The organism is Ochrobactrum sp. SSR (assembly GCF_030067775.1).
GTDB classification, from domain to species: domain Bacteria; phylum Pseudomonadota; class Alphaproteobacteria; order Rhizobiales; family Rhizobiaceae; genus Brucella; species Brucella teleogrylli.
Genome location: NZ_CP125971.1, coordinates 576,261 through 598,419, shown reverse-complemented (window position 1 = coordinate 598,419; position 22,159 = coordinate 576,261). Strand labels below are relative to the sequence as shown.

Genomic DNA, 22,159 nt, shown 5'->3' with positions numbered 1-22,159 from the left:
GCGGCCTCAATAGGTTGCGCGACCGCCGGACACATCGAAGACCGCGCCGGTTGAGAAAGAACATTCCTCTGAGGCGAGCCAGCTCACCAGTGCTGCAACTTCATCGGCTTCTCCGAGCCTGCCGACCGGTATTTTCGCGGTTACAAAGGCTTTGAATTCCGGCGTAAGCTGGTTCATCATCTCGGTTTCGATAGCTGCGGGAGTGACGCAGTTGACGCGAATCTGCGTGGTTGCAAGCTCCTTTCCGACGGATTTCGTCAGGCCAATAACGCCCGCTTTGGAGGCGGAATAAGCGACCGCGTTCGGATTGCCCTCCTTGCCGGCGATGGAGGCGATATTGACGACGCGGCCATATCCAGTCTTGCGCATTTCGCGCACCGCCGACTGGCAGCAATAGAAAACGGCATCCAGATTGAGCGACATGACGAACCGCCAGCCGTCATGGGGATATTTTTCGAATTGCTCCAGAGGGCCATTGTGACCGGCGCTGGTAACGAGGATGCCGAGTGGCCCCATCTCAGCCACAACCCGCGCGGTTGCAGCTTCAACCTCGGCGGCATCCATCACATTCACCACATAACCTTTGGCGCCCGGCAATTTTGCAGCGGCTTCTTCCACGCGCTCGCGGTTGATATCCCAAAGCGCGACCTTGTGCCCCTTGGCCGCAAGGCGTGCCGCAATGGGAAATCCGAGCCCTCCCGCACCGCCGGTTACAATCGCGACGCGTGATGTTTCCTGTTCTGCCATAATGGCTTTCCTCCCTGATAACCTGGCCCGCTTTCGCTCGGCCCTGTGAATGAGATGTTTGGTGCTCCCAAACGGACAGCGAATCTTGTGCTTGACATTCTGTAGAATACTAACATTCTAGTGGCCTAAATGGGTCGGAAACGACCGACTTGTCAAGCGGGAGGACGCGGGGCAAGCAGAATGGAGGAGAAGAATATGGGACTGAAGGGCTCTGCCTTTCTGGCGATCTGGCACGACATCGAAGATGGTGCCCATGACGAATATATCGAGTGGCACACACGTGAACATATGCCTGAACGCCTCTCGATACCCGGCTTCAGGACTGGCAAGCGGCTGCACGCGCCTGCTGCCGCCCGATATGTCTTCGGGACAATCTATGCTGGCGAAACGGTCGAAACATTTCGGTCACCGGCTTATCTCGAACGTCTGAACAATCCAACGCGGTGGACTGCTGCCGTCGCGCCGAGCTTTCGCAACTTTCTGCGCGTCGCCTGCGAACGGATAGCGACCGCCGGTACTGGCGACGGAGGCTCTGTGGCAACGATCCGCTTCGATCTTTCGGGGAGCGAAGGAAAGGAAGGGCTGAGGGCGAAGGCGCAGGGGCTTGCGGACAAGATGCTCGCCGTTCGTGGTGTGGCTTGCGTGCATATCGGTATTTCGCGCAACGAAGTTTCGAGCGTTCGCACCAGGGAAACCGAGTTGCGTGCCGAAATGAGCGAAAGCGGTTTCGATGTGGTGGTTCTCATTGAAGGGTCTTCAAATCCGGGACTTCATTCGGCGCTGCCACAGATTGAGCAACTGGCAATTGAAACCGGCGTTCTTTCTTCTCCCATCAGCAATATTTACGATGCCGCCTTTTCACTGACCTCCGAAGATATGCAGGGGGCAGCATGACGCGGGTCCTCGTTACCGGTGGGGCCGGTTTTCTGGGCGGATGGATTTTGAAGGCGTTGAAGGCGCAAGCTCACGAAGTGCGGATATTCGACCGTACCAGTGATCGACGTATTCTGCGGGAAATTGTCGGCGACGAGGCTGAGCAGGTTGAGTGGTATCAAGGCGATATCGCAGATGCAGAGGCTGTAAAGGCGGCTGCCAGCGATTGTACCTCTATCGTCCATCTTGCAGCACTTTTAACGCCCGCTTGCAAGAACGATCCGGTGCTGGGTGCAACGGTCAATCTGATTGGTACGCTGAATGTCTTCGAAGCCGCCAAGGCAAATGCGATTGGGCGGGTAGCCTATGCCAGCAGTGCCGCTGTCTTTGGCCCGGACGATGGGCTGACGCCTTATCCGGTCACGCAGTATGGTGCTTTCAAACTCGCATGCGAGGGAAGCGCCAGAGCCTATTGGCATGATTCTGGTATTGCCAGTATCGGCCTGCGTCCCACCGTTGTTTACGGGCCGGGCCGGGAAAGCGGGCTAACCGCCGGGCCGACAATTGCCTGTCGCGAAGCGGTTCGTGGCAATTCTTATACAATTGGCTATTCAGGGCCGCAGGACATGGTTTTCGTGGCTGATGTGGCGGCGGCGTTTGCGGCTGCGGCAACACGATCTTACGAAGGTGCGCACGCCTTTTCGCTGGGCGGCGCATGCGAGGATGTGCCCGACGTCATCCGGGCGATCCGGTCAGAAATACCCGGTGCCAAAATCGACTTTGCCGGTGAAGCCGTACCGATGGCGCCCAATATCGCGGCAACCGACAACAAGCGTCTGCTGGGAGCCATCCCCGTCACGTCGCTGCGTGACGGGATTGCCCAGACCGTTGCCCATTATCGTGCAGTGGCGGGAGCAGCCTGATGGCCATCTACAGCGATAAATCGCAGGATCATGTCGGTCATCGTCTGCAAGCGGGCATCGATAGCGTCTTCTGCAAGGAGTTCACGACCGAACAGGACCTTCAGCGTGTGCCGGTTGGAGACATAGGTAAAACCAAGCGCAGAGATGGAGATATAGAGATCGAGCGGATCGACATGACGGAAAAGTCCCTGGGCGACGCCGCTCTCGATAATCGTCGATACTCTGTTGACGATGGCACTGTTGAGCCCCTCCATGCCGGTCGCCGCCTGCAAATGGACCGCGCCATGCAGGTTCTCGGTATTGATCATCCGCACGAAGGCTGGATTGTCGATGTAATAACGGAAGGTAAAGGAGATCAGCGCTTTCATCGCGCCAATGGGGTCGGCGGGATCAAGCAGCAGCTGCTCTTCAGCGGAACGGATGCCGACATAAAGGTGTTCCATGGCCGCAAGGTAGAGTTCCTCCTTGCTGCCGAAATAGTGGTAGACCATCGCCTTATTGGAATTCGCCCGCTGCGCAATGCGATCCACCCGAGCGCCGCCAATTCCATGGGTCGAAAACTCCGCAATAGCGGATTCAAGCAGAAGGCGCCTGCGTTTTTCCGGCGATCTTTGCCCCGGGTCAAGCCCAGGATCGAGCGTGTTCTGTGTTGGCATCGTATCGGTATTCGTCATCTGGATTCCTCGGACTGGCTGTCCTCTTACCACATTGGAAGGAATTGGGCAGCAGCTTGAGCATAAGTCATCGATCTGCGGACAGGGATATCACGTGGATTGACATCAACCAACTGGTTGGTTAATAAAAAATGAACACAGGTCCGGTAGCGAAGAGGAGTCGCTGTCTGGACAAAACGGCACAAACCCTGAGGAGGACCATCAATGCCGGGCAAATTCTCAATTCGTAATGCTGCACTGACGCTTTTTGCAGGCGTGGCCATGGTATTCGGCGCTTCTGCAGCCCATGCACAGGCCCTGGAGAAAATCAAAAGCGCAGGCGTCGTTCGCATCGGCGTGATGGGCGAACAGGCCCCATGGGGTTCAATCGACTCCACAGGCAACAATGTCGGCTATGACGTCGATGTTGCGAAGCTGATCGGCGAGGAAATGGGTGTCAAGGTCGAGTTCGTGCCAAACGCCGTTGCTGCACGTATTCCCAACCTTTTGACCGGCAAGGTCGATCTGCAGATGGCGGTCATGGGCATGTATCCTGATCGCGCGAAAGCTGTCCAGTTCACCAAGCCCTATGCCGGGTTGAAGATCATTCTTCTGTCGAGCGCCAAGAACAACATTACCAAGATTGAAGACGCGAAAAGCCTTCGTATAGGCGTGCCGCGCGGCGCTGCGCAGGACAAGTCAATCACCAGTCTTCTGGGCGATGTCGCCAATATCCGCCGTTTCGATGATGACAGTTCGACAATGCAGGCGCTGGTATCCGGGCAGGTCGATGCCATTGGTGGCAACACCACATACAAGATCAATCTCGACAAGGCTGCACCGGGCAACGATTACGAGCAGAAACTGGTCTTCAATGAACAGTGGATGGGCGTTACGACCAAGCTTGGCGACAAGGAAATCAATGCCTGGCTGAACCAGTTCATCGACAAGATCAAGGCAGATGGCCGTCTTGAGGCGATCAACAAGAAGTGGCTTGGCGAAGACAAGCTTCCGAATTTCCCGGAGAAGCTCGAAGGCGTGCCCTACACCGTCGAATAAGATCAGCGACAATTCCAATACAGCATGATGAGGCGGGGTGCGCGGCCACGATTGCGAAGTCGCGCCCTCGTTTCCACGGAAAGTTTGAACATGCGTAAAATCTTCATACTGAACGGCCCCAACCTTAATCTGCTCGGTCAGCGTGAGCCGGAAATTTACGGTCGAACGACGCTCGATGAAATTCGTTCCTGGGTGGAGGCGGATGCCGCAGAGTTCGGTGTGGCGATTGATTTTCGCCAGTCGAACTTCGAAGGTGAAATCATCGAAGCGATCCATGCCGCACGTCACGAAGCGGTTGGGATCATCATCAATCCGGCCGCCTTTACCTTCACCTCGATTGCTATTCTTGATGCACTCAAGACCTTCAATGGTCCCAAGATCGAGCTGCACATTTCCAACGTACATCAGCGTGAGGAAATCTATCACAAGTCGCTCGTATCGAGAACGGCAACAGCCGTGATGGCAGGTTTTGGAGCTCAAGGGTATCGCCTTGCTCTCAGGGCAATGACGGAGATGACGGCATGACACGCATTGGTCTTATGGGGGCGGGCCTGATTGGCCGCGAACATGCGGAACTTCTGACTTCCAACCGGCGCGCGAAAATTGCCGCCATTTGCGACCCTACGCCAGCCGCTGCTGAAATGGCGGCACGGCTTTCCGTCCCGCATTTCTCCGACTATGGCACGATGCTCGATGAGGCAAAGCTGGACGGTGCCATCATCGCCCTGCCAAACCAGTTGCATGCACCGGCAGCTCTGGCTTGCATCGAGCGCGGTGTACCTTGCCTGATCGAAAAGCCGATTGCGGAAAGTCTGGCGTCAGCCAACCGGATTGTAGAAGCATCCGAACGTTCGGGTGTTGCTGTGCTCGTCGGGCATCAGCGGCGTCACAGCCCGGATATCCGGTCGGCAAAGCGTGCCATTGACGCGGGCGAACTCGGCCCTCTGGTTGCCGTCAATGGCATGACCTTGTTTGACAAGCCCGATGACTATTTCAATACGGAATGGCGACGCAAATTGGGTGGTGGGGTGCTGCTGATCAATCTGATCCACGACATTGATGTGCTGCGCTATCTGGTAGGCGAGATCGAAAGTATACGCGCCTTTACGTCATCTGCGCGCCGCGGCTTCGAAGTGGAAGATACTGCAAGTATCTCGATCCGCTTCGTCAATGGGGTACTGGGCACGTTCCTGATTTCCGATGGTGCCGTCAGCCCCTGGGCCTGGGAATATACGTCCGGTCAGGCGCTCTATCATCCGGCACAACCCGGACCATGCCTCTTCCTTGCCGGACGCAAGGCAGCATTGTCCGTTTCCGATATGTATCTATGGCGACACGCGGAGGAACGTGATCATTGGCAGCATCCGCTGATCCGCGAATACCGGCCCGGTGATGGCTCGCTGACCTATGTGAACCAGCTCGACCATTTCGTCGATGTGATCCATGGCAATGCCAAGCCGTTGATCACGGCACGCGATGGCATGTTGACGCTCGCCGCCACGCTTGCGGTCGATGTTGCGGGACGTGAGGACCGTACCGTGACCCTTGCGGAAATGCTGAACACAGCCGGAGCGGCGGCATGACGAGCAGAAAGACATCACTCTCGTTCCTGACCGGGCTTGGCGTCGCGCCGGAAGAAGCCGTGCTGGCCGCAGCGGAAGCAGGTTACGATTATCTCGGTTTTCGCCTGCTGCCCGCTGTTCCCGGAGGACTGGCTTATGCGCTGATGGACGAGCCAGCCCGTGTGAAATCACTTATCAGCCTCATGAATGACAAGGGCGTCGAGGTATTCGACATCGAGATGATCCGCATAGGACCGGATTTCGATCCCGAGCCATATCTGCCGTTTCTGGATTGTTCGGCCCAATTGGGTGCACGTGCCATTCTGGTTGCGGGTGATGACGCCGACGAGGTGCGTTTGACCCACTCCTTTGTGAAACTGTGTGAGGCTGCGCGTCCTTTCGGTTTGTCGATGGATCTGGAGTTCATGCCGCAGTCCGAACTCCGCGATCTTGCGGCGGCGACCCGCGTGCTGACTGCGGCTGACCAGCCAAATCAGGGCGTGATTATCGATACGCTCCATGTTTCGCGAGCGCGCACCACGATCGAAGAAATTGCCACTGTGCCGCGCCAATGGCTGCACTATGCGCAGATTTGCGATGCTCCGGCCAAAATCCCGGAAAGTCGTGAAGAGCTGAATTTTGCCGCACGCCACGAGCGGTTCCTGCCAGGAGAAGGCGAGCTCGATCTCATTGGTATGTTCGATGCTTTGCCGGCTGATATCCCGGTTGCGGTCGAAATCCCGAATGATCGTCAGTCGAAAGGCTTGTCCGTTGCTGAATGGGCGAAGCGAACGCTGCGGGCATCAAATGACATACTGGCCAAAGTGACCGGGGAGGTTGTAGCGTGAAAAACCTTGAAACCAAGACCATTCAGGGCGTGACGATCCCCAGCCTTGGACTGGGCACGTTCGAACTGAAAGGGCCGGAAGGCGAAGCTGCAATCCGCACGGCGATTGAGCTTGGCTATCGTCAGATCGATACGGCCATTCGCTATGGCAACGAGGTTGAAGTGGGGCGCGCTGTTCGCGAGAGCGGTGTCGCACGCGGAGACTTGTTCGTTACGTCCAAAATCTGGTTCACCGATCTTGATCCGGAAACAGTTTCCCGCCGGGTCGATGAAAGCTTGGAGCGGCTTGGCTTTGACTATGTCGATCTGCTTCTGGTGCACTGGCCGAGCAAGACTGTTCCTCTCGGCGAAACGCTTTCAGCTTTTGCAGAAGCAAAAGCGAGCGGTAAGACCCGCCTGATCGGCGTCAGCAATTTCACGGTCGCACTTCTGGACGAAGCGCTGGATGTTCATAACGCCGAGTTGTTCTGCAATCAGGTCGAGTATCACCCTTATCTGTCGCAGGAGAAGCTCCTTACGCGCATGCGTGAGGCAGGCATGCTTTTAAATGCCTATCAGCCGATCGCGAGGGGCAAGGTTTTCAGTTCGGATATCCTTGTCGAGCTTGGGCGCAAATACGGAAAGTCCGCTGGCCAGGTCACCTTGCGCTGGCTTCTACAGCAGGACAATGTTGGCGCCATTCCGCGCTCCGCCAAACCTGAGAATATGAAGTCCAACCGGGATATTTTTGATTTTGAATTGTCCCCGGAAGATATGGCGGCAATCCATGCACTTGCACGCGGCGAACGGTTCTCCCGTTTTGAATGGGAACCCGAATGGGACTGAACGCCCTGCTGGAGGAGGTTAGAACATGACACTTGATTTCAGCGTCGTCGCGGATGCCTGGCCCTCGCTGATCTATGGGACACTGGGAACGCTGTTCCTGGCCGTCGTCGGCATGACACTCGCCACCATCATCGGTGTCGTGGGGGTTGCAATCTTGCGGACTCATAGGGTGATCCCATCCTTTTTGGTCACGACCTTTGTTGAGGTGATCCGCAACACGCCGTTTCTGGTACAGATTTACTTCATCTTCTTTGCATTGCCTCTTGCGGGTGTGCGGCTTAATCCTACACTGACGGCCATTCTTGCCCTCGGGTTGAATGGTGGTGCCTATGCCATTGAGATTATCCGTGGCGGGGTCGAAAGCATTCCGAAAGGCCAGACGGAAGCGGGACTGGCGCTCGGTCTTCACCGGCACGAAGTGTTCCGTATGATCGTTCTGAAACCAGCGTTGCGCGCGATATATCCATCACTGTCGAGCCAGTTCATCCTGCTCACGCTCACGACCGCAATTTGCACCTCCATCTCCGCCTATGAGTTGACCTCAGCGGGACAGCGCATCGAGGCGGAAACATTCCGCAGCTTTGAAACCTATTTCACCCTGACCGGCATTTATTTGGTGATCTCGCTGGTGACGATGTGGTCGCTTGCCGCCATCGGGCGACGTGCATTCAGCTATCCCCAGCGTTGAGGAGGACGACTTATGGGACTGCAAGAATTCACCTATCTGCTGCAAGGTCTCGGCTGGACGCTCATCCTGACCGCTATGGCGTTTGCTGGCGGTATTGTCTCCGGCATCATCATCGCTCTGATGCGGGTATCGAAGCTCAAATGGGTTCGGGCTATCGCAATCGGCTGGATTGGCCTCTTTCAGGGCACGCCTTTGCTGATGCAGCTCTTTGTTGCCTATTTCGGCTTGCCCCTTCTTGGTTTCGATCTCCCGGCCTGGGCGGCGGTGGGCATAGCCCTTGCCGCGCACGCTTCGGCCTTTCTGGGTGAAATCTGGCGTGGCGCGATTGAAGCCGTTCCGAAAGGGCAGACTGAAGCGGCGGATGCGCTTGGACTGCATCGCTACAGCCTGATGGTCGACGTCATCATGCCGCAAGCGTTTAAACTATCGTTGCCGGCCACCGTTGGCTTTCTTGTTCAGCTTCTGAAGGGCACGTCGCTTGCCGCGATTGTTGGCTTCATTGAACTGACCCGCGCCGGTTCGATAATCTCCAATCAGATCTACCGACCGCTTCTCGTGTTCGGTGTGGTAGGGGCGATGTACTTCGCCATGTGCTGGCCGCTCTCCTTGTGGGGCAGGCGTATTGAACGACGCATGGCCGCCGGCCTCTCCAGATAAGAAAGGGAACTTCTCGTGACAACTGATAAAAAGTCAGATGCGCCACCGATGATCATGATGCGCGACGTGGAGAAGTGGTATGGCAACTTCTATGCGCTGAAAAAGGTCTCCCTGACGGTCGCAAAGGGAGAGAAGATCGTTCTGTGTGGTCCATCGGGGTCGGGCAAATCCACCCTGATCCGTTGCATCAACCGATTGGAAGCGAGCCAGGGCGGCGAGATCGTCGTTGCCGGTCACGCGGTCAAGGAAGACCAGAAAGCCATTGATGCGGTGCGCCGTGAAGTTGGTATGGTCTTTCAGCAGTTCAACCTGTTTCCACATAAGACCGTATTGGAGAACTGCATTCTGGCGCCGATGCGGGTGCGCAAAATTTCGCGGGACGAAGCGGAAGCGACGGCACGAAAATATCTCGACCGGGTGCGTATCGGTGATCAGGCCGAAAAATATCCCGCGCAGCTTTCCGGTGGACAGCAACAGCGCGTTGCTATTGCGCGCGCGCTATGCATGGAGCCCAAGGCCATGCTTTTCGATGAGCCGACTTCGGCGCTCGATCCCGAAATGGTCAAGGAAGTTCTTGATACGATGGTGTCGCTTGCCCGCGATGGCATGACGATGATCTGCGTGACGCATGAAATGGGCTTCGCTCGTCAGGTTGCGGACCGGGTCATCTTCATGGCGGACGGAGAGATTCTCGAAGAGAATGATCCCGAAACATTCTTTCGAGCGCCGGCACATCCCCGCACACGAACCTTCCTCGGTGAAATACTACAGCATCACTGATCAGCCAAATTCAGAAGCGCGTTAAATCTCCCGCTTTGACAAGCGAGAGATTGCTGCGAATGCAGGGTCGTTCTTGTGACCCTAACCTGCTTTGGCGAAACGCCGGGAGATGGCCTCCGCGGCATCGATAATTGAATCTGTATCGATACCAAAATGCGCATAAAGATCAGCGATGGTTCCCGTCTGGCCGAAATGTTCAACGCCCAGCGATGTGGTCGCGTTGCCATGAACGGAGCCCAGCCAGCCGAGCGTTGCAGGGTGTCCATCCGTGACGGTGATGAAATGCGCATGTGAAGGAACGGGGGGCAGAAGCCGTTCAATATGGCTCACGGCCTCGCCAAATCCGTGGCGTCGCGCCCGCTGAGCCGCTGTCCAGCCCGCGTTCAGGCGATCTGCCGAGGTAACGGCGAGCACGGCAACGTCCCTTTGCGTCTCTGCAAGGCGGCCTGCAGCCGTCAGAACTTCGGGCGCCACACAACCCTGATAGGCCAGAACGAGGCGCGTGTTGGGCCGGGGTTCACGCAGCCAGTAAGCGCCGTCGATGACGCCCTGACGGAACGCTGGATCTTCCCGACACGTGATCTGCTCGATTGGTCGTGTCTTCAGGCGCAGATAAATCGATCCGCCAGCTCCGTCGCGCAACGTGGTTCGGGGATCATGTTTCGCATGCCCCTCTCGTTGCATGTAGTCGAAAGATCAGTCCGTAACGACTGAAAGTTCGTCAAGGAAGGCCGGTTCGAAACTGGCAAGGCCATCCTGGCTCATGCCGATCAGTTGCTGACCGATGGACTGATGCGCTCCGCCCTCCGGTGCGAGGGTGACGCCGGTCCTTGTGTTCCCGGTCTGTTATCCGTCAAACGACGTAGAAATGGACGAAAGTTAGGGATGACTGTTTTTTGTCTCGATGGTAAAAATCGATCCATACAAAGAGGAGAGGGGCCATGGAGGGCAATCCCGATTTTCACAGATCCGGTGCGTTGAAGTCGCTTCTGACCGAAGGCGAGGAAGTGATACGTACTGCACGCGTATCCGATTATCCGAACTGGCTCGGTCCGATACCGGCTGTCCCGTTTGTCGTTATGGCACTTGCCTGTGGTCTCGGCACGCTCTTATTTATCAGCAGGATTATTTAATTTCCCGACCCCATGCGCATGTCAACTCACACGGAGTTGCCACAATACTGATGTTCAGGCATTTTCATAATGGTCAATGAATGAGGGCAACATGCATATCCTCAGCCTGTTTTTCCTGCTTGTTCCCATAATTGCCTTTGCCCAATCACCTGTCTTGCCGGAGCTTTTCACCGTCACCGGCATCGAGGTCAATGAGAAACTCGATATTCACGGTGAGGCGAAGCAGGACGCAACCGTTATCGGTAGTCTGGCGTCCGGCGCTAAAGGCGTCGAAGTGATCGAGCTCGCCTCCAATGGCGAATGGGCTCTGGTGAATGGTGCAGAAAGCAGCGGTTGGGTTGAAGCGCGTTTTCTGCAGGCGCAGCCTAGCGTATGGGATAACGGCAAACTACCTCAATCGCTACGCTGCCACGGCACTGAGCCATTCTGGGTTATCAGTTTTTCGGCCAAGGAAGTCAGGTTGAAAGTCTTGGATGCGCCAGAAAGGCTCTATTCGCTCCGATCGGTCAGTGATCGCGGCTTTGCCGGAGATCGTATCCGTGCCGTTGAGGCCGGTGACATGACCGCCGTGATCTTTCCCAAACAATGCTCTGATGGAATGAGTGACAGAACCTGCCCTGCAAGCCGTGATTTCGTTGCGCAACAGCGATCGCACGATGTTTGCTGGCTGCTCCAGTATCGCAGCAAACTGAGGACGTCCGCCGAGCGGTTAGCGATGGTCCCTTACGATCAAATCTTCGTTCACGCGGTGCGTGCCCGTACCGCTCCTGATTTTTAAGACGTAAATAAATCAGTTAAATTCTATTTGCTCAGCTTTCAAAGCTTTGCAGCTTGTCTAGAAGGCTTTTGGATATCTCGAATTGTCGCGCTGTTCCACGGCCCATGGAGTTCGTCACCATGGTTTCGGTCAACATGCCGCGTTTCACGAGGAGATCGACTGTCTCCTTCACGCCGCTACGCGTTAGTTCAGTGATTTCCATTATATTAGTTAGATTTAGCTTCTGGTGCGTCTGCGTCATCGTGTAAAGGATCGTCATCATGCCGATCTCTTTCACGCGCGCCTGCGGGGTCTCGCCTTCCATCGGATTGTCGAGGATCTCGTGAAGGATCAGTCCGGAAAAGGCGAGACTGTGCAATTGAGATTTAAGCGCTCTTGTCATATCATTTAACTGTGGTATATACGTTAGTAAAAATGCATTGCGTTACCGTATGGCGCCGCTTCCATAGCGTGGTGTCATCGTTTCGGAGGGGCAAGTCCATGAAAAACCTTCTACTTAATTGCCTGCTAACTCTCTCGTCTCTTGCATTACCTTACCTGATTTATTCCGGCAATGCGCGCGCTGATGAATGGGGATGCAAGGTCATCCTCTGCCTTTCCAATCCGGGAGGGCCAACTGAATTTGCTGAATGCAATCCTCCGATCCAGAAACTCTGGCGCGAACTTGCGAAAGGTCATAGTTTTCCAGCCTGTAGCGGTGCGGGATTTCAAAGTTCGCGTCCAGGTTACGAACCATATTATTGCGATGCAGGCTATCGGCTTTCGCGCAGCTACGGCCCTTTGGGCCAAGAGGTGACCTGCGTTTCCATCACTCTGCAGAACGTGAGGCGTTCCCTGTGCGCTTTGGATCGTGACAATCGCGAAAGTCAATCCAACTCGGTCCTGTCGGCCCGACTGCTGCGCCTGGACGGTCGACTTCAGTGCACGGGCTATCCCCTCACGCGTCCGAACATTCGGAAACAGCCACATTATATCGACGTGTCTATCGATGGCGCCGGCAAACAGCGCGTCTGGTATTGAGCGATGGGTGCTGCATTCGTCGACATCGCACAAAACTGCGCTCCAATGGTTCAGATCGAAACTTTGGCCGCTGTCGTTAGTCTCGAGAGCAAGTTTCAGTCCTTCAATATTCGCATCAATAGCGGCAAGCCGGTTGCCGCGCAGCCGGCGAGTAAAGCCGAGGCGATCGAGATAGCGACATCGCTCGTCGCGGGCCGTCAGGATATCCAGATTGGATTGGGTGGGATCGGCGTAGAACAGCTTCAAAGACTGAACCTTTCCGTTTCCGATGCCTTCGATCCTTGCCTGAATCTCAAGGCTACAGCCACGCTTCTTGATGGCTATTATCGTCTCGCCCAACGTTTCGGCCGTGATCCGGAAGGTGCCGAGATGGTTATGCTTCAGTCCTATTATGGGCGAGACGATCCATCCCTAGGCGAAATGGTTCGATATGACGAACAGGTGCGCGACGAAGCAAAGCGCCTTTCACCAAGACTAAAGTCGCTCGTCCTCGTCGAGCCGAACCGGGAGGATGCCCGGAAGGATCAGGCCAAGGAACAAGCGGCCGCCAAAATCGGCACAAAAGTTACCCAAAACGAAGAGCCAGTAACGTGGGACGTGTTTCGTTCGAGGCGGCTCTCGTCTGTTCTCGTTTTCCAGAATGATCGATCGGAGCAAAGTGAATGATTTCGAAGTCCAAAACACGTCCCCTTGTCGCTTCCATGCTCATGGGCATCGCCATCGTTACGGCGTTAGCAGAGCCGGCTTTTGCACAGTCAGCTGGCATCGAGACCATACTGCAAAATATCGTCGATCTCCTGACCGGTAACATCTTCAGGCTGCTCGCGACAATCGCGGTCATCATTATCGCGATTGCATGGATGTTTGGATACATGGATTTGAGGCGCGCGGGCTATTGGATCATCGGCATCGGGGTGATTGCGGGCGCTTCGGAGCTCGTCGGCACTATTGTTGGCAGCTGACGCTCATGACAAGCACACCCGTCCTCGAAGAAGACACGCTGTTTCTGGCTTGCACGCGCCCGGCAATGATTGCTGGCGTGACCATGGAAGCGATGGGCATCAATGTCATGCTGACAACCATCCTCTATATCGCTGCCGGATCGATCACTTACGCCCTGGTTGGCATCGCCTTTCATTTCGTGTTCCGGACCCTCGTCAAGCATGACCATAATATGTTTCGCATTCTGCTTGCGTGGGTCGAAACCCGTGGTCGGTCCCGCAACGCAGCCTATTGGGGAGGCGCGACGCTTTCGCCGTTGAAACTTGTGCGGCGTTACGACGAAAGGGATCTGAGCCTTGCCTAGTCTTGCAACGCTGCGGTCTCGCGAACTTGGACCTGAGACCTTCATTCCCTATGTCCGGCATGTTGACGATACGACCATTGCGCTTGATTCCCGGGCATTGATGAGCGTGCTCGTGCTGGAGGGCGTTTCTTTCGAGACCGCTGATGTTCTCGATCTCAATGGTCTGCATCGTAGTCTGAACACGCTCTATCGCAATATTGCCGATGAGCGACTGGCGCTTTGGACGCATGTCATTCGTCGCCGGGACAACGACTATCCCGAAGGGCATTTTGCCAATCCATTTTCCGATAGTCTCAATACCAGATACCGCGAACGGATGGTCAGCGAGGACCTGTTTCGCAATGATCTTTATCTCACACTTGTCAGCTATCCAAACCGCGGTCCAGTCGAAAAAGCAGCCAGTGTTCTCTCGCGTCTGCGCAAGGCGAAACGGTCCGGCGTTGAGATGGATGAAGAGGCACTGAAACACCTGAAAGACAATGTCGTAGATGTTACGGCAGGGCTAAAGCGCTTTGGGCCCCGTATTCTGTCTCTCTGTGAACAAGACGGTATCCTGTTTTCCGAACCGAGCGAGTTTCTTCACCAGCTTGTCGGTGGGCGGCGAGAACCTGTGCCTTTGACGGAAGGTCCGATCTCTTCGGCAATCTATTCGGACAGGGTGATTTTCGGTCGGGAGACGGTCGAAATCCGTCACGAAGCAGAAACCCGCTATGCGGGCATGTTCGGTTTCAAGGAATATCCAGCAACCACACGCGCAGGCATGCTCGACAGCATTTTGACTGCGCCATTTGAACTCATTCTCACGCAGTCCTTCGCCTTTACGTCCAAGGCAGATGCCCGCACGATCATGGGTCGAAAGCAAAACCAGATGGTGAGTGCAGCTGACAAGGCGGCGTCGCAGATTGAGGAACTCAGCGATGCCATGGATGACCTTGAATCCAACCGCTTCGTGCTGGGGGAACATCATCTGGGCCTCTCGGTCTTCGCTCCGAGCGTGAAGGAACTCACTGACTATATGGCCAATGCGCGCGCGCATCTTACCAGTGGCGGGGCGGTTGTTGCCCGCGAGGATATTGGCCTTGAGGCAGCCTGGTGGGCGCAGTTGCCGGGTAACCTGCGTTATCGCGCGCGCTCGGCCGCGATAACATCACGCAACTTTGCAGCATTGTCCCCCTTTCATTCTTATCCGACCGGCCAGAAGGACGGAAATGAATGGGGGGCAGCGGTTGCGATGCTAAAGACGGCTTCCGGCTCGCCATTTTATTTTAATTTCCATCACAGCGATCTCGGCAACACCTTCGTTTGCGGACCATCAGGCACTGGCAAGACGGTGCTCCTCAATTTTATGCTCTCGCAGCTCGTAAAACATGACCCGCATATGGTGTTATTCGATAAGGACAGGGGTGCCGATCTCTTCGTTCGTGCCACGGGTGGAACCTATTTGCCGCTCCAAAATGGCGTCTCAACCGGTTGCGCGCCGTTGAAAGCGCTCGAATTGACCGCAGAGAACAGGATCTTTCTTGCGAATTGGATCGGCAAGCTGGTCGGAGCGGGGATGCGAGAGCTGACTGTCACCGAATTGCGCGACATCGCGTCGGCTGTCGACGGCCTCGCAGACCTTCCGGCCGAGCGCAGATCCATCGGCGCGTTGCGCACATTCTTGAACAATACCGATCCAGAAGGCATCGCCTCACGGCTCAGGCGGTGGGAGAGGGGTGGGCCGCTTGGCTGGGTCTTCGATAATGAGTTTGACGATATAGGGATTGGTGCGAAGTTCATCGGCTACGACATGACCGATTTCCTCGATAACGAGGAAATCCGCACGCCGCTGATGGCCTACCTGTTCTATCGCATTGAGCAGTTGATTGATGGCCGTCGGATCATCATCGTCATTGATGAGTTCTGGAAGGCGCTGCAGGATGAGGGTTTCCGCGACCTTGCCCAGAACAAGCTGAAGACCATCCGCAAGCAGAACGGTCTGATGCTCTTCGCGACCCAGAGCCCGCGCGATGCCATCGTCTCGCCGATCGCCCACACGATCATCGAGCAATGTCCGACGCAGATTTTTCTGCCCAATCCGCGTGGCGACCATGCTGATTATGTCGATGGCTTCAAGCTGACCGAAGGTGAGTTTGAACTGATTTCGCGAGAACTCTCTGTTGAAGATCGCCGTTTCATCGTCAAGCAGGGCCACAACAGCGTGGTTGCTGAACTCAACCTCAACGGTTTCGATGACGAACTCGCGATCCTGTCGGGCCGCACCGCGAATGTGGAACTGGCAGACGCCATCCGCGCCGAGCTTGGCGACGGAGAGGACTGGTTGACCGTGTTCCAGCAAAGAAGGAGGACATCATGATCCCCAATGGCAAAAAGGCATTATTGCTCACGGCCGCTGCGCTGCTCGCGTCGGAAAGTTTTGCCGATGCCCAAGGTATTCCCGTTATTGATCAATCAGCGATCGCCAAGCAGATCGAGAGCATCGTCCAGCTCAAGTCGCAGCTTGATGCACTGAACCAGCAGATCGAACAGGCACAGCAGCTCTATGGTTCGTTGAACAAGATCACCAACATGGCCGATGTCGCCAGTTTGCTGAACGATTCTTCAATCCGTAAGGCGCTTCCGCAGGACTTTAATGCCATCGAAAGTCTGTTCAAAGGATCGGGCACCGGCAACTTCGGCAATGCCGCTTCCAAATTCCTGGAGAACAATTCCACCTATCGCACCAATGCCAATGATTTCTACGCGCAGGAACTTTCGCGCACCCAGAACAAGAATGCTGGGCAATTAAGTCTCGGGCAGCAGATTTATGACGCGGCTACCAAGCGTATCGACGGGATTGATGAACTGCGTCAGCAGATATCGGGCGCAGCCGACGCCAAAGAAATCGCCGATCTGCAGGCGCGCCTTCAAGCCGAAAGCGCGTTTCTTCAAAATGATGTTCTTCGCATGCAGGGTCTGAAGATGGTTCAGCAGGCTGAAGTCCAGGTCGATGAACAACGCAAGGCCGAAGATTGGCGCCAGCGCATGGATACGATGGGGGCTGCACTCAAATGAGGTGGTTCGGTTTCGTTATAACGACGCTACTGCTTGCGGCCTGCGCTCCTCAGGAAAAGATCTACACGGTTGATGAACTGGTCGCTGACGAAACCTTGCTCGCGAAAATGATAACCAAATGCCGTAACAATCCAGGCGAAATTTCCGACACGGCGAACTGTCGCAATGCAGAGGCCGCTGATGGCAAGCTTCGGCTCGAACGTATTCGCAAGTCGCTCGGGGGCTAGGCCATGTATGAGGTGTTCAGCTTCGTTGACGGGCAGTTCAAAACCCCGCTCGAAAACTTCGTTTCCACTGGAACGTCCAATATTGCCAGCTGGGTCAGCGGTCCTTTGGCGGCAGCTTTGACACTTTACATCGTGCTATATGGTTATCTCGTGTTGCGTGGCTCGGTGCAAGAGCCGATCCTCGAATTTGCCTTTCGGGCGATCAAGCTCGCTATCATCGTGATGCTGGTCAGAAACGCCAGCGACTATCAGACCTATGTCACCAACATCTTCTTCGAAACGCTGCCAAAAGAGATCGCCCAGGTCCTGAACACTGGAGCGACACCGAGTGCCTCCACCTTCGACAGCTTGCTCGATAAGGGCCAGAAATGCGCCTACGAGATCTGGTCTCGTGCTTCCTGGCCGGTTGATATCGTGACCGGCGTTGGTGGCATGATGGTGATTGGAGCGAGCTTCCTCGTTGCAGCAATCGGTTACATCGTCTCGCTCTATGCGCGTCTCGCGCTTGCCATCATTCTTGCAATCGGGCCGATTTTTATCGCGCTTGCCATGTTCCAATCGACACGACGGTTTACCGAATCCTGGATCGGCCAGCTCGCGAACTTTGTCATCTTGCAGGTGCTGGTCGTCGCCATCGGCTCCCTGCTGATCACCTGCATTGATACGACCTTCACGGCGATTGAGGGCTACAGCGATGTGCTGATGCGACCGATCGCTCTTTGCGCCATCTGCATCGCTGCCCTTTATGTCTTTTACCAGCTACCCGGCATTGCCTCGGCACTTGCGGCCGGCGGCGCATCATTGACCTACGGCTATGGTGCTGCGCGCGATGCGCATGAAGGCACACTCGCCTGGGCGACCTCGCACACAATCCGGTCGGTTCGTCGTCGGCTCCACCGAGTGAAGTGACCGTTCTACACGTATGAAACTGGACAGGTAATCGCAGATGATCCGCATTCTTTTGCCACTTTTACTGACCGCAAGTCTTTCCGGCTGCGCTTCACTCTCTCATCCGCTACCCAAATGCGACGGTCATGCCCGACGTCCATTGAACCGTTCTATGTGGCAATGGGAAGGCGATGCGAAACTGCAGAAATCGGCAAAAGAAAGCATCGCAAACCCGTCAAGTAGCGCAGTTCCCTTCGCAGAGGAACCTGTTCCGGTCAAGTCGGCTGCGTTTGCACACTTTGATATCGAGGGCTCCAAGCGCCCATGCGAGGGCAGTTGAGATGGTAAATTCTGATAGCCTCAAAGATTATTTTGAAAAGGCGCGCCGCTTCGATCAGGATCGGCTGATCCAGGTTGAACGCTCAAATCGCATCGCCTGGTTTGTCGCGATCTCGGCCAGTGTCGTTGCTGTTGTCTCCGTTGTCGCCATTGCTGGCCTCACGCCCTTGAAGACGGTGGAACCATTTGTTGTACGGGTCGACAATTCGACGGGGATCGTTGAGGTCGTTTCAGCCCTAACCTCGACCGCCGGCACCTATGATGAGGCCGTCACGAAATATTTTGCTGCAAGATATGTTCGCGGCCGTGAAGGCTATGTCTGGAGTGAAGGAGAGGAGAATTTCCGGACGGTTGCGCTTTTGTCGACCCAGTCTGAACAAACGCGCTTTGCTGCAAGCTCTCGCGGAAGCAATCCGGATTCGCCGCAAAATATCTATGGTCGGGGCGCCACCGCGCGGATCAATATTGTTTCGATCTCGCTGATCAACAAAAACGTGGCATCTGTCCGGTACATGCGAACCGTTACGCGCGGCGATGAAGTGCGCACTACGCATTGGGTCGCGACGCTTACCTTCGCTTACGCCAATGCACCGATGTCCTCCACGGACCGATTGGTCAATCCCCTGGGTTTCGCCGTCAGCGAATATCGTGCCGATCCGGAGGCTATCAATTGAGAAAGAAATTTCTGCCTGTTTTTCTCCTGGTCGCTGGCTTTTCCTCGCCAGCCGTGTCTTTGGAAATACCGCGGGGCGCGTCTCAGGATAGCCGTGTCCGATTTATCGACTATCAGCCTTACAACATCACGCGGGTCGTCGGTACGCTACGCTCATCCGTGCAGGTCGAGTTCGCGGTGGACGAGGAAATTGCCCATGTGGCGCTTGGTAACAGTGTGGCCTGGGAGGTGGCGCCGGCTGGCAATATTCTCTTTCTCAAGCCGCGTGAAAATCAGCCCGTTACCAACATCTCGGTCGTGACGACGAGGCGGGACGGCTCGACACGCAGCTATCAAATGGAGCTGACTATCCGTGACGGCAGCGTTGAGGCCGGGCAGAACACTTATTTCTATCTGAAATACCGTTATCCGGCAGACGAAGCTTCGCGGCGCAAGGAAGACGCGGCTCTACGTGCCCGGGCCGCCCAGGCAGGCGAAGCTGATCGGGTTTTGTCCCTTCACGAGGCGTATGGGCCGCGGAATTGGCATTATTCCGCCCAAGGCGCACAGTCGCTTGAACCGCAGGCCATCTATGACAACGGCAAGGTCACAACCTTTGCCTTTGTAGGCAATCAGGAAATGCCATCGATCTATATGGAAAATTCCGACGGAACAGAAAGACTGGTTCCAAAATCCGTCGACGGCAATCTCGTTCTTGTTCACGCGATCAGTCGCAAGTTCATTCTGCGCAGGGGCGTGGATGTGCTTTGCATCTTCAACGAAGCTTACGATCGTGTTGGCATCAATCCCGAGACAAACACGACATCGCCGTCCGTCGAACGCGTGGTGAAAACGCAGCCAGTTACGGCGCAATAGGAGGTATCATGGCCGACGAAGAAACCACGCAGATCCCCGGCGAACGTGCAGAAACATCGACCGATCGGCGCATCGACAACAACCCAATCCTGAAGCGCGGCGCGGTCGCACTTGCCATCGTCGCATTTGTCTCCTTTGCGCTCTGGTCGATGCGCGGGAACAACAAGCCCTCCGAGGCTGCACAGCCGGAGCGGGTTGTTATCCGACAGACGTCGGATTTCGAGCCGGCCAAAGAACCGGTCCAGCCCGTGGTGGCTCCGGATAAACTCCAGCTTCCGACACCGGTTCTGACAGAAGAGAAACCTGCTGACGACGACAAACTGCTCGATGCCGCGCGGCGCGCGCCCGTGATGGCCTATGGAGCCGAGAAAACGCAGTCCGCCAAGCTACAACAGGGTGATGCCGGTGCCGATCCCGATGCAAATTATGTCCCGCTCGGGAACACGCCGGGCAGCTTTGGCGGCGAGCGCGAGAACGAAGATCAGCGCTTCAATCGCATGCTGACGCCAACGCGGTTGCAGGGCTCGCGCGCCGGTACGCTTGGCAATCGGGATTTTATCGTTGCGATGGGAACGTCCATACCCTGCGTGCTGGAAACGGCACTTTCTTCCGACCAGCCGGGTTTTACGAGTTGCGTCATCAACCGCGATGTTCTGTCGGACAACGGTCGGGTTGTGCTGATGGAAAAGGGCACACAGGTCGTCGGTGAATATCGCGGGGGACTTCGTCGCGGACAAAAGCGCTTGTTTGTCCTCTGGAACCGGGCGAAAACTCCAAAAGGCGTGATCATTACACTCGCGTCACCGGCAACCGACGCCCTCGGGCGCGCAGGAATGGATGGATATGTCGACACGCATTGGTGGGAGCGTTTTGGCAGCGCCATTCTACTATCGATTGTTGGCGACGTGACATCCTATGCAAACAGCCGACTGCGGGACAGTGACGTCGATGCGCAGAACACCATCAGTGCCGGTCAGCAGGCTGCGGCAATTGCCGTCGAACAGTCGATCAATATTCCTCCAACCCTGATAAAACACCAGGGAGGGCTTGTCTCAATCTTCGTAGCACGAGATCTGGACTTTTCCAGCGTTTACGGGTTGCGCGTGACTGAGCCGCGCAACCGGATTTACGACCGTGCCGTTCTCGGTGACTTTACGCCGGACTCCACGATTGTGACGAAATAGGTAAGACGATGATCGAAGCCGTAGATTCCGGCGTCGTGCGCGAACTGTTGTTGCCGCTATCCCCGTTTCTGCGTGATCAGTCACTCTATGAAATTATCGTCAACAGGCCGGGCAAAGTCATGACAGAAGGATCGGTCGGATGGCAGACACATAGCATACCGGAACTCACCTATGACCGGCTGATGCGCCTTGCGCGGGCGGTCGCAAGTTTTTCCAATCAGTCGATCAATGAAACCAATCCAATCTTGTCGGCAACCTTGCCCGACGATGAACGCATCCAGATCGTGGTGCCGCCAGCGACGATAAAGGGAACGGTGAGCCTCACCATCCGCAAACCATCCTCGGTTTCGCTCAGCCTTGATGATCTTGACCAGGCAGGGCTTTTTGCCGAGGTTCGGCATGTCGAAGAACACCACGGGCAATCGGACCAATTATTGTCCAGTTTCTATCGGGCTGGCTTACATAAGGAGTTTCTGAGGCAAGCCGTCTTGGCGCGAAAGAACATCATTATCTCTGGTGCAACGGGATCGGGAAAAACAACGCTCTCCAAAGCGCTGATCAGGCACATTCCTGACAGTGAACGGATTATTTCTATCGAAGATACGCCCGAACTGGTAATCCCGCAGCCAAACCATGTTCGGCTCTTCTATTCAAAGGGCGGCCAGGGAATGGCGAGGATTGGCGCAAAGGATCTCCTGGAATCCTGTCTTCGTATGCGCCCCGACCGGATTTTGCTGCAGGAATTGCGCGACGGCACAGCCTTTTACTACATCCGTAATGTGAATTCCGGACATCCCGGTTCGATCACCACGGTCCACGCGGATTCAGCGCGTCTGGCCTTTGAGCAACTCACATTGCTGGTGAAGGAATCGGAGGGCGGAAGCGATCTTGAGCGACAAGACATTCGTGAAATGCTGACAATCGCGATCGACATCATCGTTCAGTGCAAACGGGTCGACGGGCGGTTCCAGGTGAGCGAGATTTACTTCCGCGATGTAGCTGTGTCTGACGCGAAATTCTAGATCACGACGTCTTGTATGATCACTTACCATCTTGCTCAACGCTGCAGAGTATCGCGAATAGCGTCG

General features: G+C 55.7%; 28 protein-coding genes and 1 pseudogene. 25 read left to right on the top strand and 4 right to left on the bottom strand.

Annotation, left to right across the window (positions count from 1 at the left end; translation table 11 throughout):
• Positions 1-6: 6 nt before the first annotated feature.
• Complete coding sequence (locus tag QLQ11_RS20170) at positions 7-747, bottom strand: SDR family NAD(P)-dependent oxidoreductase (RefSeq protein WP_109365641.1); 741 nt, start codon at positions 745-747, stop codon at positions 7-9.
• A 180-nt stretch (positions 748-927) separates the two neighbouring features.
• Here QLQ11_RS20170 and QLQ11_RS20165 point away from each other — a divergent pair, with 180 nt between their 5' ends.
• Together QLQ11_RS20165 and QLQ11_RS20160 are read left to right on the top strand one after the other, a co-directional pair.
• Positions 928-1,641, top strand: a complete 714-nt coding sequence (locus tag QLQ11_RS20165) for a hypothetical protein (protein ID WP_283735612.1) — start codon at positions 928-930, stop codon at positions 1,639-1,641.
• Positions 1,638-2,543 carry an NAD(P)-dependent oxidoreductase gene (locus QLQ11_RS20160; RefSeq protein ID WP_283735613.1) on the top strand — a complete coding sequence of 302 codons (906 nt, stop codon included), beginning with the start codon at positions 1,638-1,640 and terminating at the stop codon, positions 2,541-2,543. The genes QLQ11_RS20165 and QLQ11_RS20160 overlap by 4 nt, the downstream gene beginning before the upstream one ends.
• Here the strand turns inward: QLQ11_RS20160 and QLQ11_RS20155 are convergent.
• Positions 2,516-3,217 carry a TetR/AcrR family transcriptional regulator gene (locus QLQ11_RS20155; protein ID WP_283735614.1) on the bottom strand — a complete coding sequence of 234 codons (702 nt, stop codon included), beginning with the start codon at positions 3,215-3,217 and terminating at the stop codon, positions 2,516-2,518. The two genes, QLQ11_RS20160 and QLQ11_RS20155, sit on opposite strands and share 28 nt — an antisense overlap.
• 204 nt (positions 3,218-3,421) lie before the next feature.
• Between QLQ11_RS20155 and QLQ11_RS20150 the strand changes: the two genes are divergently transcribed.
• The 8 genes from QLQ11_RS20150 to QLQ11_RS20115 all read left to right on the top strand — a co-directional run bounded on the left by QLQ11_RS20150 (position 3,422) and on the right by QLQ11_RS20115 (position 9,614).
• Positions 3,422-4,255 carry a transporter substrate-binding domain-containing protein gene (locus QLQ11_RS20150; RefSeq protein ID WP_121539037.1) on the top strand — a complete coding sequence of 278 codons (834 nt, stop codon included), beginning with the start codon at positions 3,422-3,424 and terminating at the stop codon, positions 4,253-4,255.
• 90 nt (positions 4,256-4,345) lie between these two features.
• Positions 4,346-4,780 (top strand): type II 3-dehydroquinate dehydratase, encoded by a 435-nt coding sequence (gene aroQ / locus QLQ11_RS20145; protein ID WP_124915807.1) that lies wholly within the window; start codon positions 4,346-4,348, stop codon positions 4,778-4,780.
• Positions 4,777-5,838: a Gfo/Idh/MocA family protein gene (locus tag QLQ11_RS20140; protein ID WP_283735615.1), complete on the top strand. Its 1,062-nt coding sequence runs from the start codon at positions 4,777-4,779 to the stop codon at positions 5,836-5,838. Before aroQ ends, QLQ11_RS20140 begins: the two co-directional genes overlap by 4 nt.
• On the top strand, positions 5,835-6,665 hold the full coding sequence (locus QLQ11_RS20135) for a sugar phosphate isomerase/epimerase (RefSeq protein ID WP_121539034.1): 831 nt from the start codon (positions 5,835-5,837) through the stop codon (positions 6,663-6,665). Before QLQ11_RS20140 ends, QLQ11_RS20135 begins: the two co-directional genes overlap by 4 nt.
• Positions 6,662-7,489, top strand: coding sequence for an aldo/keto reductase (locus QLQ11_RS20130; protein WP_283735616.1), 828 nt, complete (start codon positions 6,662-6,664; stop codon positions 7,487-7,489). The genes QLQ11_RS20135 and QLQ11_RS20130 overlap by 4 nt, the downstream gene beginning before the upstream one ends.
• A gap of 25 nt (positions 7,490-7,514) precedes the next feature.
• A complete protein-coding gene (locus QLQ11_RS20125) occupies positions 7,515-8,177 on the top strand; it encodes an amino acid ABC transporter permease (protein WP_171318106.1) in 663 nt (220 codons plus the stop codon).
• A gap of 12 nt (positions 8,178-8,189) precedes the next feature.
• On the top strand, positions 8,190-8,834 hold the full coding sequence (locus tag QLQ11_RS20120) for an amino acid ABC transporter permease (protein ID WP_283735617.1): 645 nt from the start codon (positions 8,190-8,192) through the stop codon (positions 8,832-8,834).
• A gap of 48 nt (positions 8,835-8,882) precedes the next feature.
• On the top strand, positions 8,883-9,614 hold the full coding sequence (locus tag QLQ11_RS20115) for an amino acid ABC transporter ATP-binding protein (protein ID WP_167836121.1): 732 nt from the start codon (positions 8,883-8,885) through the stop codon (positions 9,612-9,614).
• Between the two features lie 81 nt (positions 9,615-9,695).
• On the opposite strand, the pseudogene QLQ11_RS20110 reads toward QLQ11_RS20115, so the two are convergent.
• Positions 9,696-10,448: pseudogene (locus tag QLQ11_RS20110) on the bottom strand (transketolase); the annotation flags it as partial.
• 107 nt (positions 10,449-10,555) lie between these two features.
• Here QLQ11_RS20110 and QLQ11_RS20105 point away from each other — a divergent pair.
• Positions 10,556-10,747 (top strand): hypothetical protein, encoded by a 192-nt coding sequence (locus QLQ11_RS20105; protein WP_283735618.1) that lies wholly within the window; start codon positions 10,556-10,558, stop codon positions 10,745-10,747.
• Positions 10,748-10,838: 91 nt separating this feature from the next.
• Positions 10,839-11,525 (top strand): hypothetical protein, encoded by a 687-nt coding sequence (locus QLQ11_RS20100; protein ID WP_283735619.1) that lies wholly within the window; start codon positions 10,839-10,841, stop codon positions 11,523-11,525.
• 31 nt (positions 11,526-11,556) lie between these two features.
• Here the strand turns inward: QLQ11_RS20100 and QLQ11_RS20095 are convergent, their stop codons facing one another.
• Complete coding sequence (locus QLQ11_RS20095; protein ID WP_078341111.1) at positions 11,557-11,907, bottom strand: MarR family transcriptional regulator; 351 nt, start codon at positions 11,905-11,907, stop codon at positions 11,557-11,559.
• A 98-nt stretch (positions 11,908-12,005) separates the two neighbouring features.
• Here QLQ11_RS20095 and QLQ11_RS20090 point away from each other — a divergent pair, with 98 nt between their 5' ends.
• From QLQ11_RS20090 to virB11, 13 genes are read left to right on the top strand one after another with little or no spacing between them, the layout of a single operon-like run.
• Positions 12,006-12,545 carry a hypothetical protein gene (locus QLQ11_RS20090; RefSeq protein WP_283735621.1) on the top strand — a complete coding sequence of 180 codons (540 nt, stop codon included), beginning with the start codon at positions 12,006-12,008 and terminating at the stop codon, positions 12,543-12,545.
• 3 nt (positions 12,546-12,548) lie between these two features.
• Positions 12,549-13,211: a transglycosylase SLT domain-containing protein gene (locus QLQ11_RS20085; protein ID WP_121539025.1), complete on the top strand. Its 663-nt coding sequence runs from the start codon at positions 12,549-12,551 to the stop codon at positions 13,209-13,211.
• Positions 13,208-13,507: a TrbC/VirB2 family protein gene (locus tag QLQ11_RS20080; RefSeq protein ID WP_121539024.1), complete on the top strand. Its 300-nt coding sequence runs from the start codon at positions 13,208-13,210 to the stop codon at positions 13,505-13,507. The genes QLQ11_RS20085 and QLQ11_RS20080 overlap by 4 nt, the downstream gene beginning before the upstream one ends.
• A 5-nt stretch (positions 13,508-13,512) precedes the next feature.
• Positions 13,513-13,851, top strand: coding sequence for a type IV secretion system protein VirB3 (locus QLQ11_RS20075; RefSeq protein ID WP_283735622.1), 339 nt, complete (start codon positions 13,513-13,515; stop codon positions 13,849-13,851).
• A complete protein-coding gene (locus QLQ11_RS20070) occupies positions 13,844-16,207 on the top strand; it encodes a VirB4 family type IV secretion/conjugal transfer ATPase (RefSeq protein WP_283735623.1) in 2,364 nt (787 codons plus the stop codon). The genes QLQ11_RS20075 and QLQ11_RS20070 overlap by 8 nt, the downstream gene beginning before the upstream one ends.
• Positions 16,204-16,905: a P-type DNA transfer protein VirB5 gene (gene virB5 / locus QLQ11_RS20065; RefSeq protein WP_283735624.1), complete on the top strand. Its 702-nt coding sequence runs from the start codon at positions 16,204-16,206 to the stop codon at positions 16,903-16,905. The genes QLQ11_RS20070 and virB5 overlap by 4 nt, the downstream gene beginning before the upstream one ends.
• On the top strand, positions 16,902-17,132 hold the full coding sequence (locus tag QLQ11_RS20060) for an EexN family lipoprotein (protein ID WP_283735625.1): 231 nt from the start codon (positions 16,902-16,904) through the stop codon (positions 17,130-17,132). Before virB5 ends, QLQ11_RS20060 begins: the two co-directional genes overlap by 4 nt.
• A 3-nt stretch (positions 17,133-17,135) precedes the next feature.
• The gene (locus tag QLQ11_RS20055) at positions 17,136-18,041 is read left to right on the top strand and encodes a type IV secretion system protein (protein WP_283735626.1); all 906 of its coding nucleotides are present in this window, start codon (positions 17,136-17,138) and stop codon (positions 18,039-18,041) included.
• Between the two features lie 37 nt (positions 18,042-18,078).
• On the top strand, positions 18,079-18,360 hold the full coding sequence (locus tag QLQ11_RS20050; RefSeq protein WP_283735627.1) for a hypothetical protein: 282 nt from the start codon (positions 18,079-18,081) through the stop codon (positions 18,358-18,360).
• 1 nt (position 18,361) lies between these two features.
• Entirely contained in the window at positions 18,362-19,033 is a 672-nt protein-coding gene (locus QLQ11_RS20045) for a virB8 family protein (protein ID WP_283735628.1), read from the top strand.
• Positions 19,030-19,887, top strand: coding sequence for a P-type conjugative transfer protein VirB9 (virB9, locus tag QLQ11_RS20040; RefSeq protein ID WP_283735629.1), 858 nt, complete (start codon positions 19,030-19,032; stop codon positions 19,885-19,887). The genes QLQ11_RS20045 and virB9 overlap by 4 nt, the downstream gene beginning before the upstream one ends.
• Positions 19,888-19,895: 8 nt before the next feature.
• The gene (gene virB10 / locus QLQ11_RS20035) at positions 19,896-21,071 is read left to right on the top strand and encodes a type IV secretion system protein VirB10 (protein ID WP_283735630.1); all 1,176 of its coding nucleotides are present in this window, start codon (positions 19,896-19,898) and stop codon (positions 21,069-21,071) included.
• Positions 21,072-21,079: 8 nt separating this feature from the next.
• Positions 21,080-22,093: a P-type DNA transfer ATPase VirB11 gene (virB11, locus tag QLQ11_RS20030; protein ID WP_283735631.1), complete on the top strand. Its 1,014-nt coding sequence runs from the start codon at positions 21,080-21,082 to the stop codon at positions 22,091-22,093.
• Positions 22,094-22,159 lie beyond the last annotated feature (66 nt).

What these genes read in the sequence shown, in the direction of transcription:
- QLQ11_RS20060 (WP_283735625.1), top strand. Translation starts at nt 16,902, where the DNA reads ATGAGGTGGTTCGGTTTCGTTATAACGACGCTACTGCTTGCGGCCTGC.
- aroQ (WP_124915807.1), top strand. Translation starts at nt 4,346, where the DNA reads ATGCGTAAAATCTTCATACTGAACGGCCCCAACCTTAATCTGCTCGGT.
- QLQ11_RS20170 (WP_109365641.1), bottom strand. Translation starts at nt 747, where the DNA reads ATGGCAGAACAGGAAACATCACGCGTCGCGATTGTAACCGGCGGTGCG.
- QLQ11_RS20050 (WP_283735627.1), top strand. Translation starts at nt 18,079, where the DNA reads ATGATCCGCATTCTTTTGCCACTTTTACTGACCGCAAGTCTTTCCGGC.
- QLQ11_RS20055 (WP_283735626.1), top strand. Translation starts at nt 17,136, where the DNA reads ATGTATGAGGTGTTCAGCTTCGTTGACGGGCAGTTCAAAACCCCGCTC.
- QLQ11_RS20160 (WP_283735613.1), top strand. Translation starts at nt 1,638, where the DNA reads ATGACGCGGGTCCTCGTTACCGGTGGGGCCGGTTTTCTGGGCGGATGG.
- QLQ11_RS20115 (WP_167836121.1), top strand. Translation starts at nt 8,883, where the DNA reads ATGATCATGATGCGCGACGTGGAGAAGTGGTATGGCAACTTCTATGCG.
- QLQ11_RS20080 (WP_121539024.1), top strand. Translation starts at nt 13,208, where the DNA reads ATGATTTCGAAGTCCAAAACACGTCCCCTTGTCGCTTCCATGCTCATG.
- QLQ11_RS20105 (WP_283735618.1), top strand. Translation starts at nt 10,556, where the DNA reads ATGGAGGGCAATCCCGATTTTCACAGATCCGGTGCGTTGAAGTCGCTT.
- QLQ11_RS20135 (WP_121539034.1), top strand. Translation starts at nt 5,835, where the DNA reads ATGACGAGCAGAAAGACATCACTCTCGTTCCTGACCGGGCTTGGCGTC.
- QLQ11_RS20075 (WP_283735622.1), top strand. Translation starts at nt 13,513, where the DNA reads ATGACAAGCACACCCGTCCTCGAAGAAGACACGCTGTTTCTGGCTTGC.
- QLQ11_RS20155 (WP_283735614.1), bottom strand. Translation starts at nt 3,217, where the DNA reads ATGACGAATACCGATACGATGCCAACACAGAACACGCTCGATCCTGGG.
- QLQ11_RS20100 (WP_283735619.1), top strand. Translation starts at nt 10,839, where the DNA reads ATGCATATCCTCAGCCTGTTTTTCCTGCTTGTTCCCATAATTGCCTTT.
- virB11 (WP_283735631.1), top strand. Translation starts at nt 21,080, where the DNA reads ATGATCGAAGCCGTAGATTCCGGCGTCGTGCGCGAACTGTTGTTGCCG.
- virB5 (WP_283735624.1), top strand. Translation starts at nt 16,204, where the DNA reads ATGATCCCCAATGGCAAAAAGGCATTATTGCTCACGGCCGCTGCGCTG.
- QLQ11_RS20085 (WP_121539025.1), top strand. Translation starts at nt 12,549, where the DNA reads ATGGGTGCTGCATTCGTCGACATCGCACAAAACTGCGCTCCAATGGTT.
- QLQ11_RS20090 (WP_283735621.1), top strand. Translation starts at nt 12,006, where the DNA reads ATGAAAAACCTTCTACTTAATTGCCTGCTAACTCTCTCGTCTCTTGCA.
- virB10 (WP_283735630.1), top strand. Translation starts at nt 19,896, where the DNA reads ATGGCCGACGAAGAAACCACGCAGATCCCCGGCGAACGTGCAGAAACA.
- QLQ11_RS20140 (WP_283735615.1), top strand. Translation starts at nt 4,777, where the DNA reads ATGACACGCATTGGTCTTATGGGGGCGGGCCTGATTGGCCGCGAACAT.
- QLQ11_RS20165 (WP_283735612.1), top strand. Translation starts at nt 928, where the DNA reads ATGGAGGAGAAGAATATGGGACTGAAGGGCTCTGCCTTTCTGGCGATC.
- QLQ11_RS20095 (WP_078341111.1), bottom strand. Translation starts at nt 11,907, where the DNA reads ATGACAAGAGCGCTTAAATCTCAATTGCACAGTCTCGCCTTTTCCGGA.
- QLQ11_RS20120 (WP_283735617.1), top strand. Translation starts at nt 8,190, where the DNA reads ATGGGACTGCAAGAATTCACCTATCTGCTGCAAGGTCTCGGCTGGACG.
- QLQ11_RS20045 (WP_283735628.1), top strand. Translation starts at nt 18,362, where the DNA reads ATGGTAAATTCTGATAGCCTCAAAGATTATTTTGAAAAGGCGCGCCGC.
- QLQ11_RS20125 (WP_171318106.1), top strand. Translation starts at nt 7,515, where the DNA reads ATGACACTTGATTTCAGCGTCGTCGCGGATGCCTGGCCCTCGCTGATC.
- QLQ11_RS20150 (WP_121539037.1), top strand. Translation starts at nt 3,422, where the DNA reads ATGCCGGGCAAATTCTCAATTCGTAATGCTGCACTGACGCTTTTTGCA.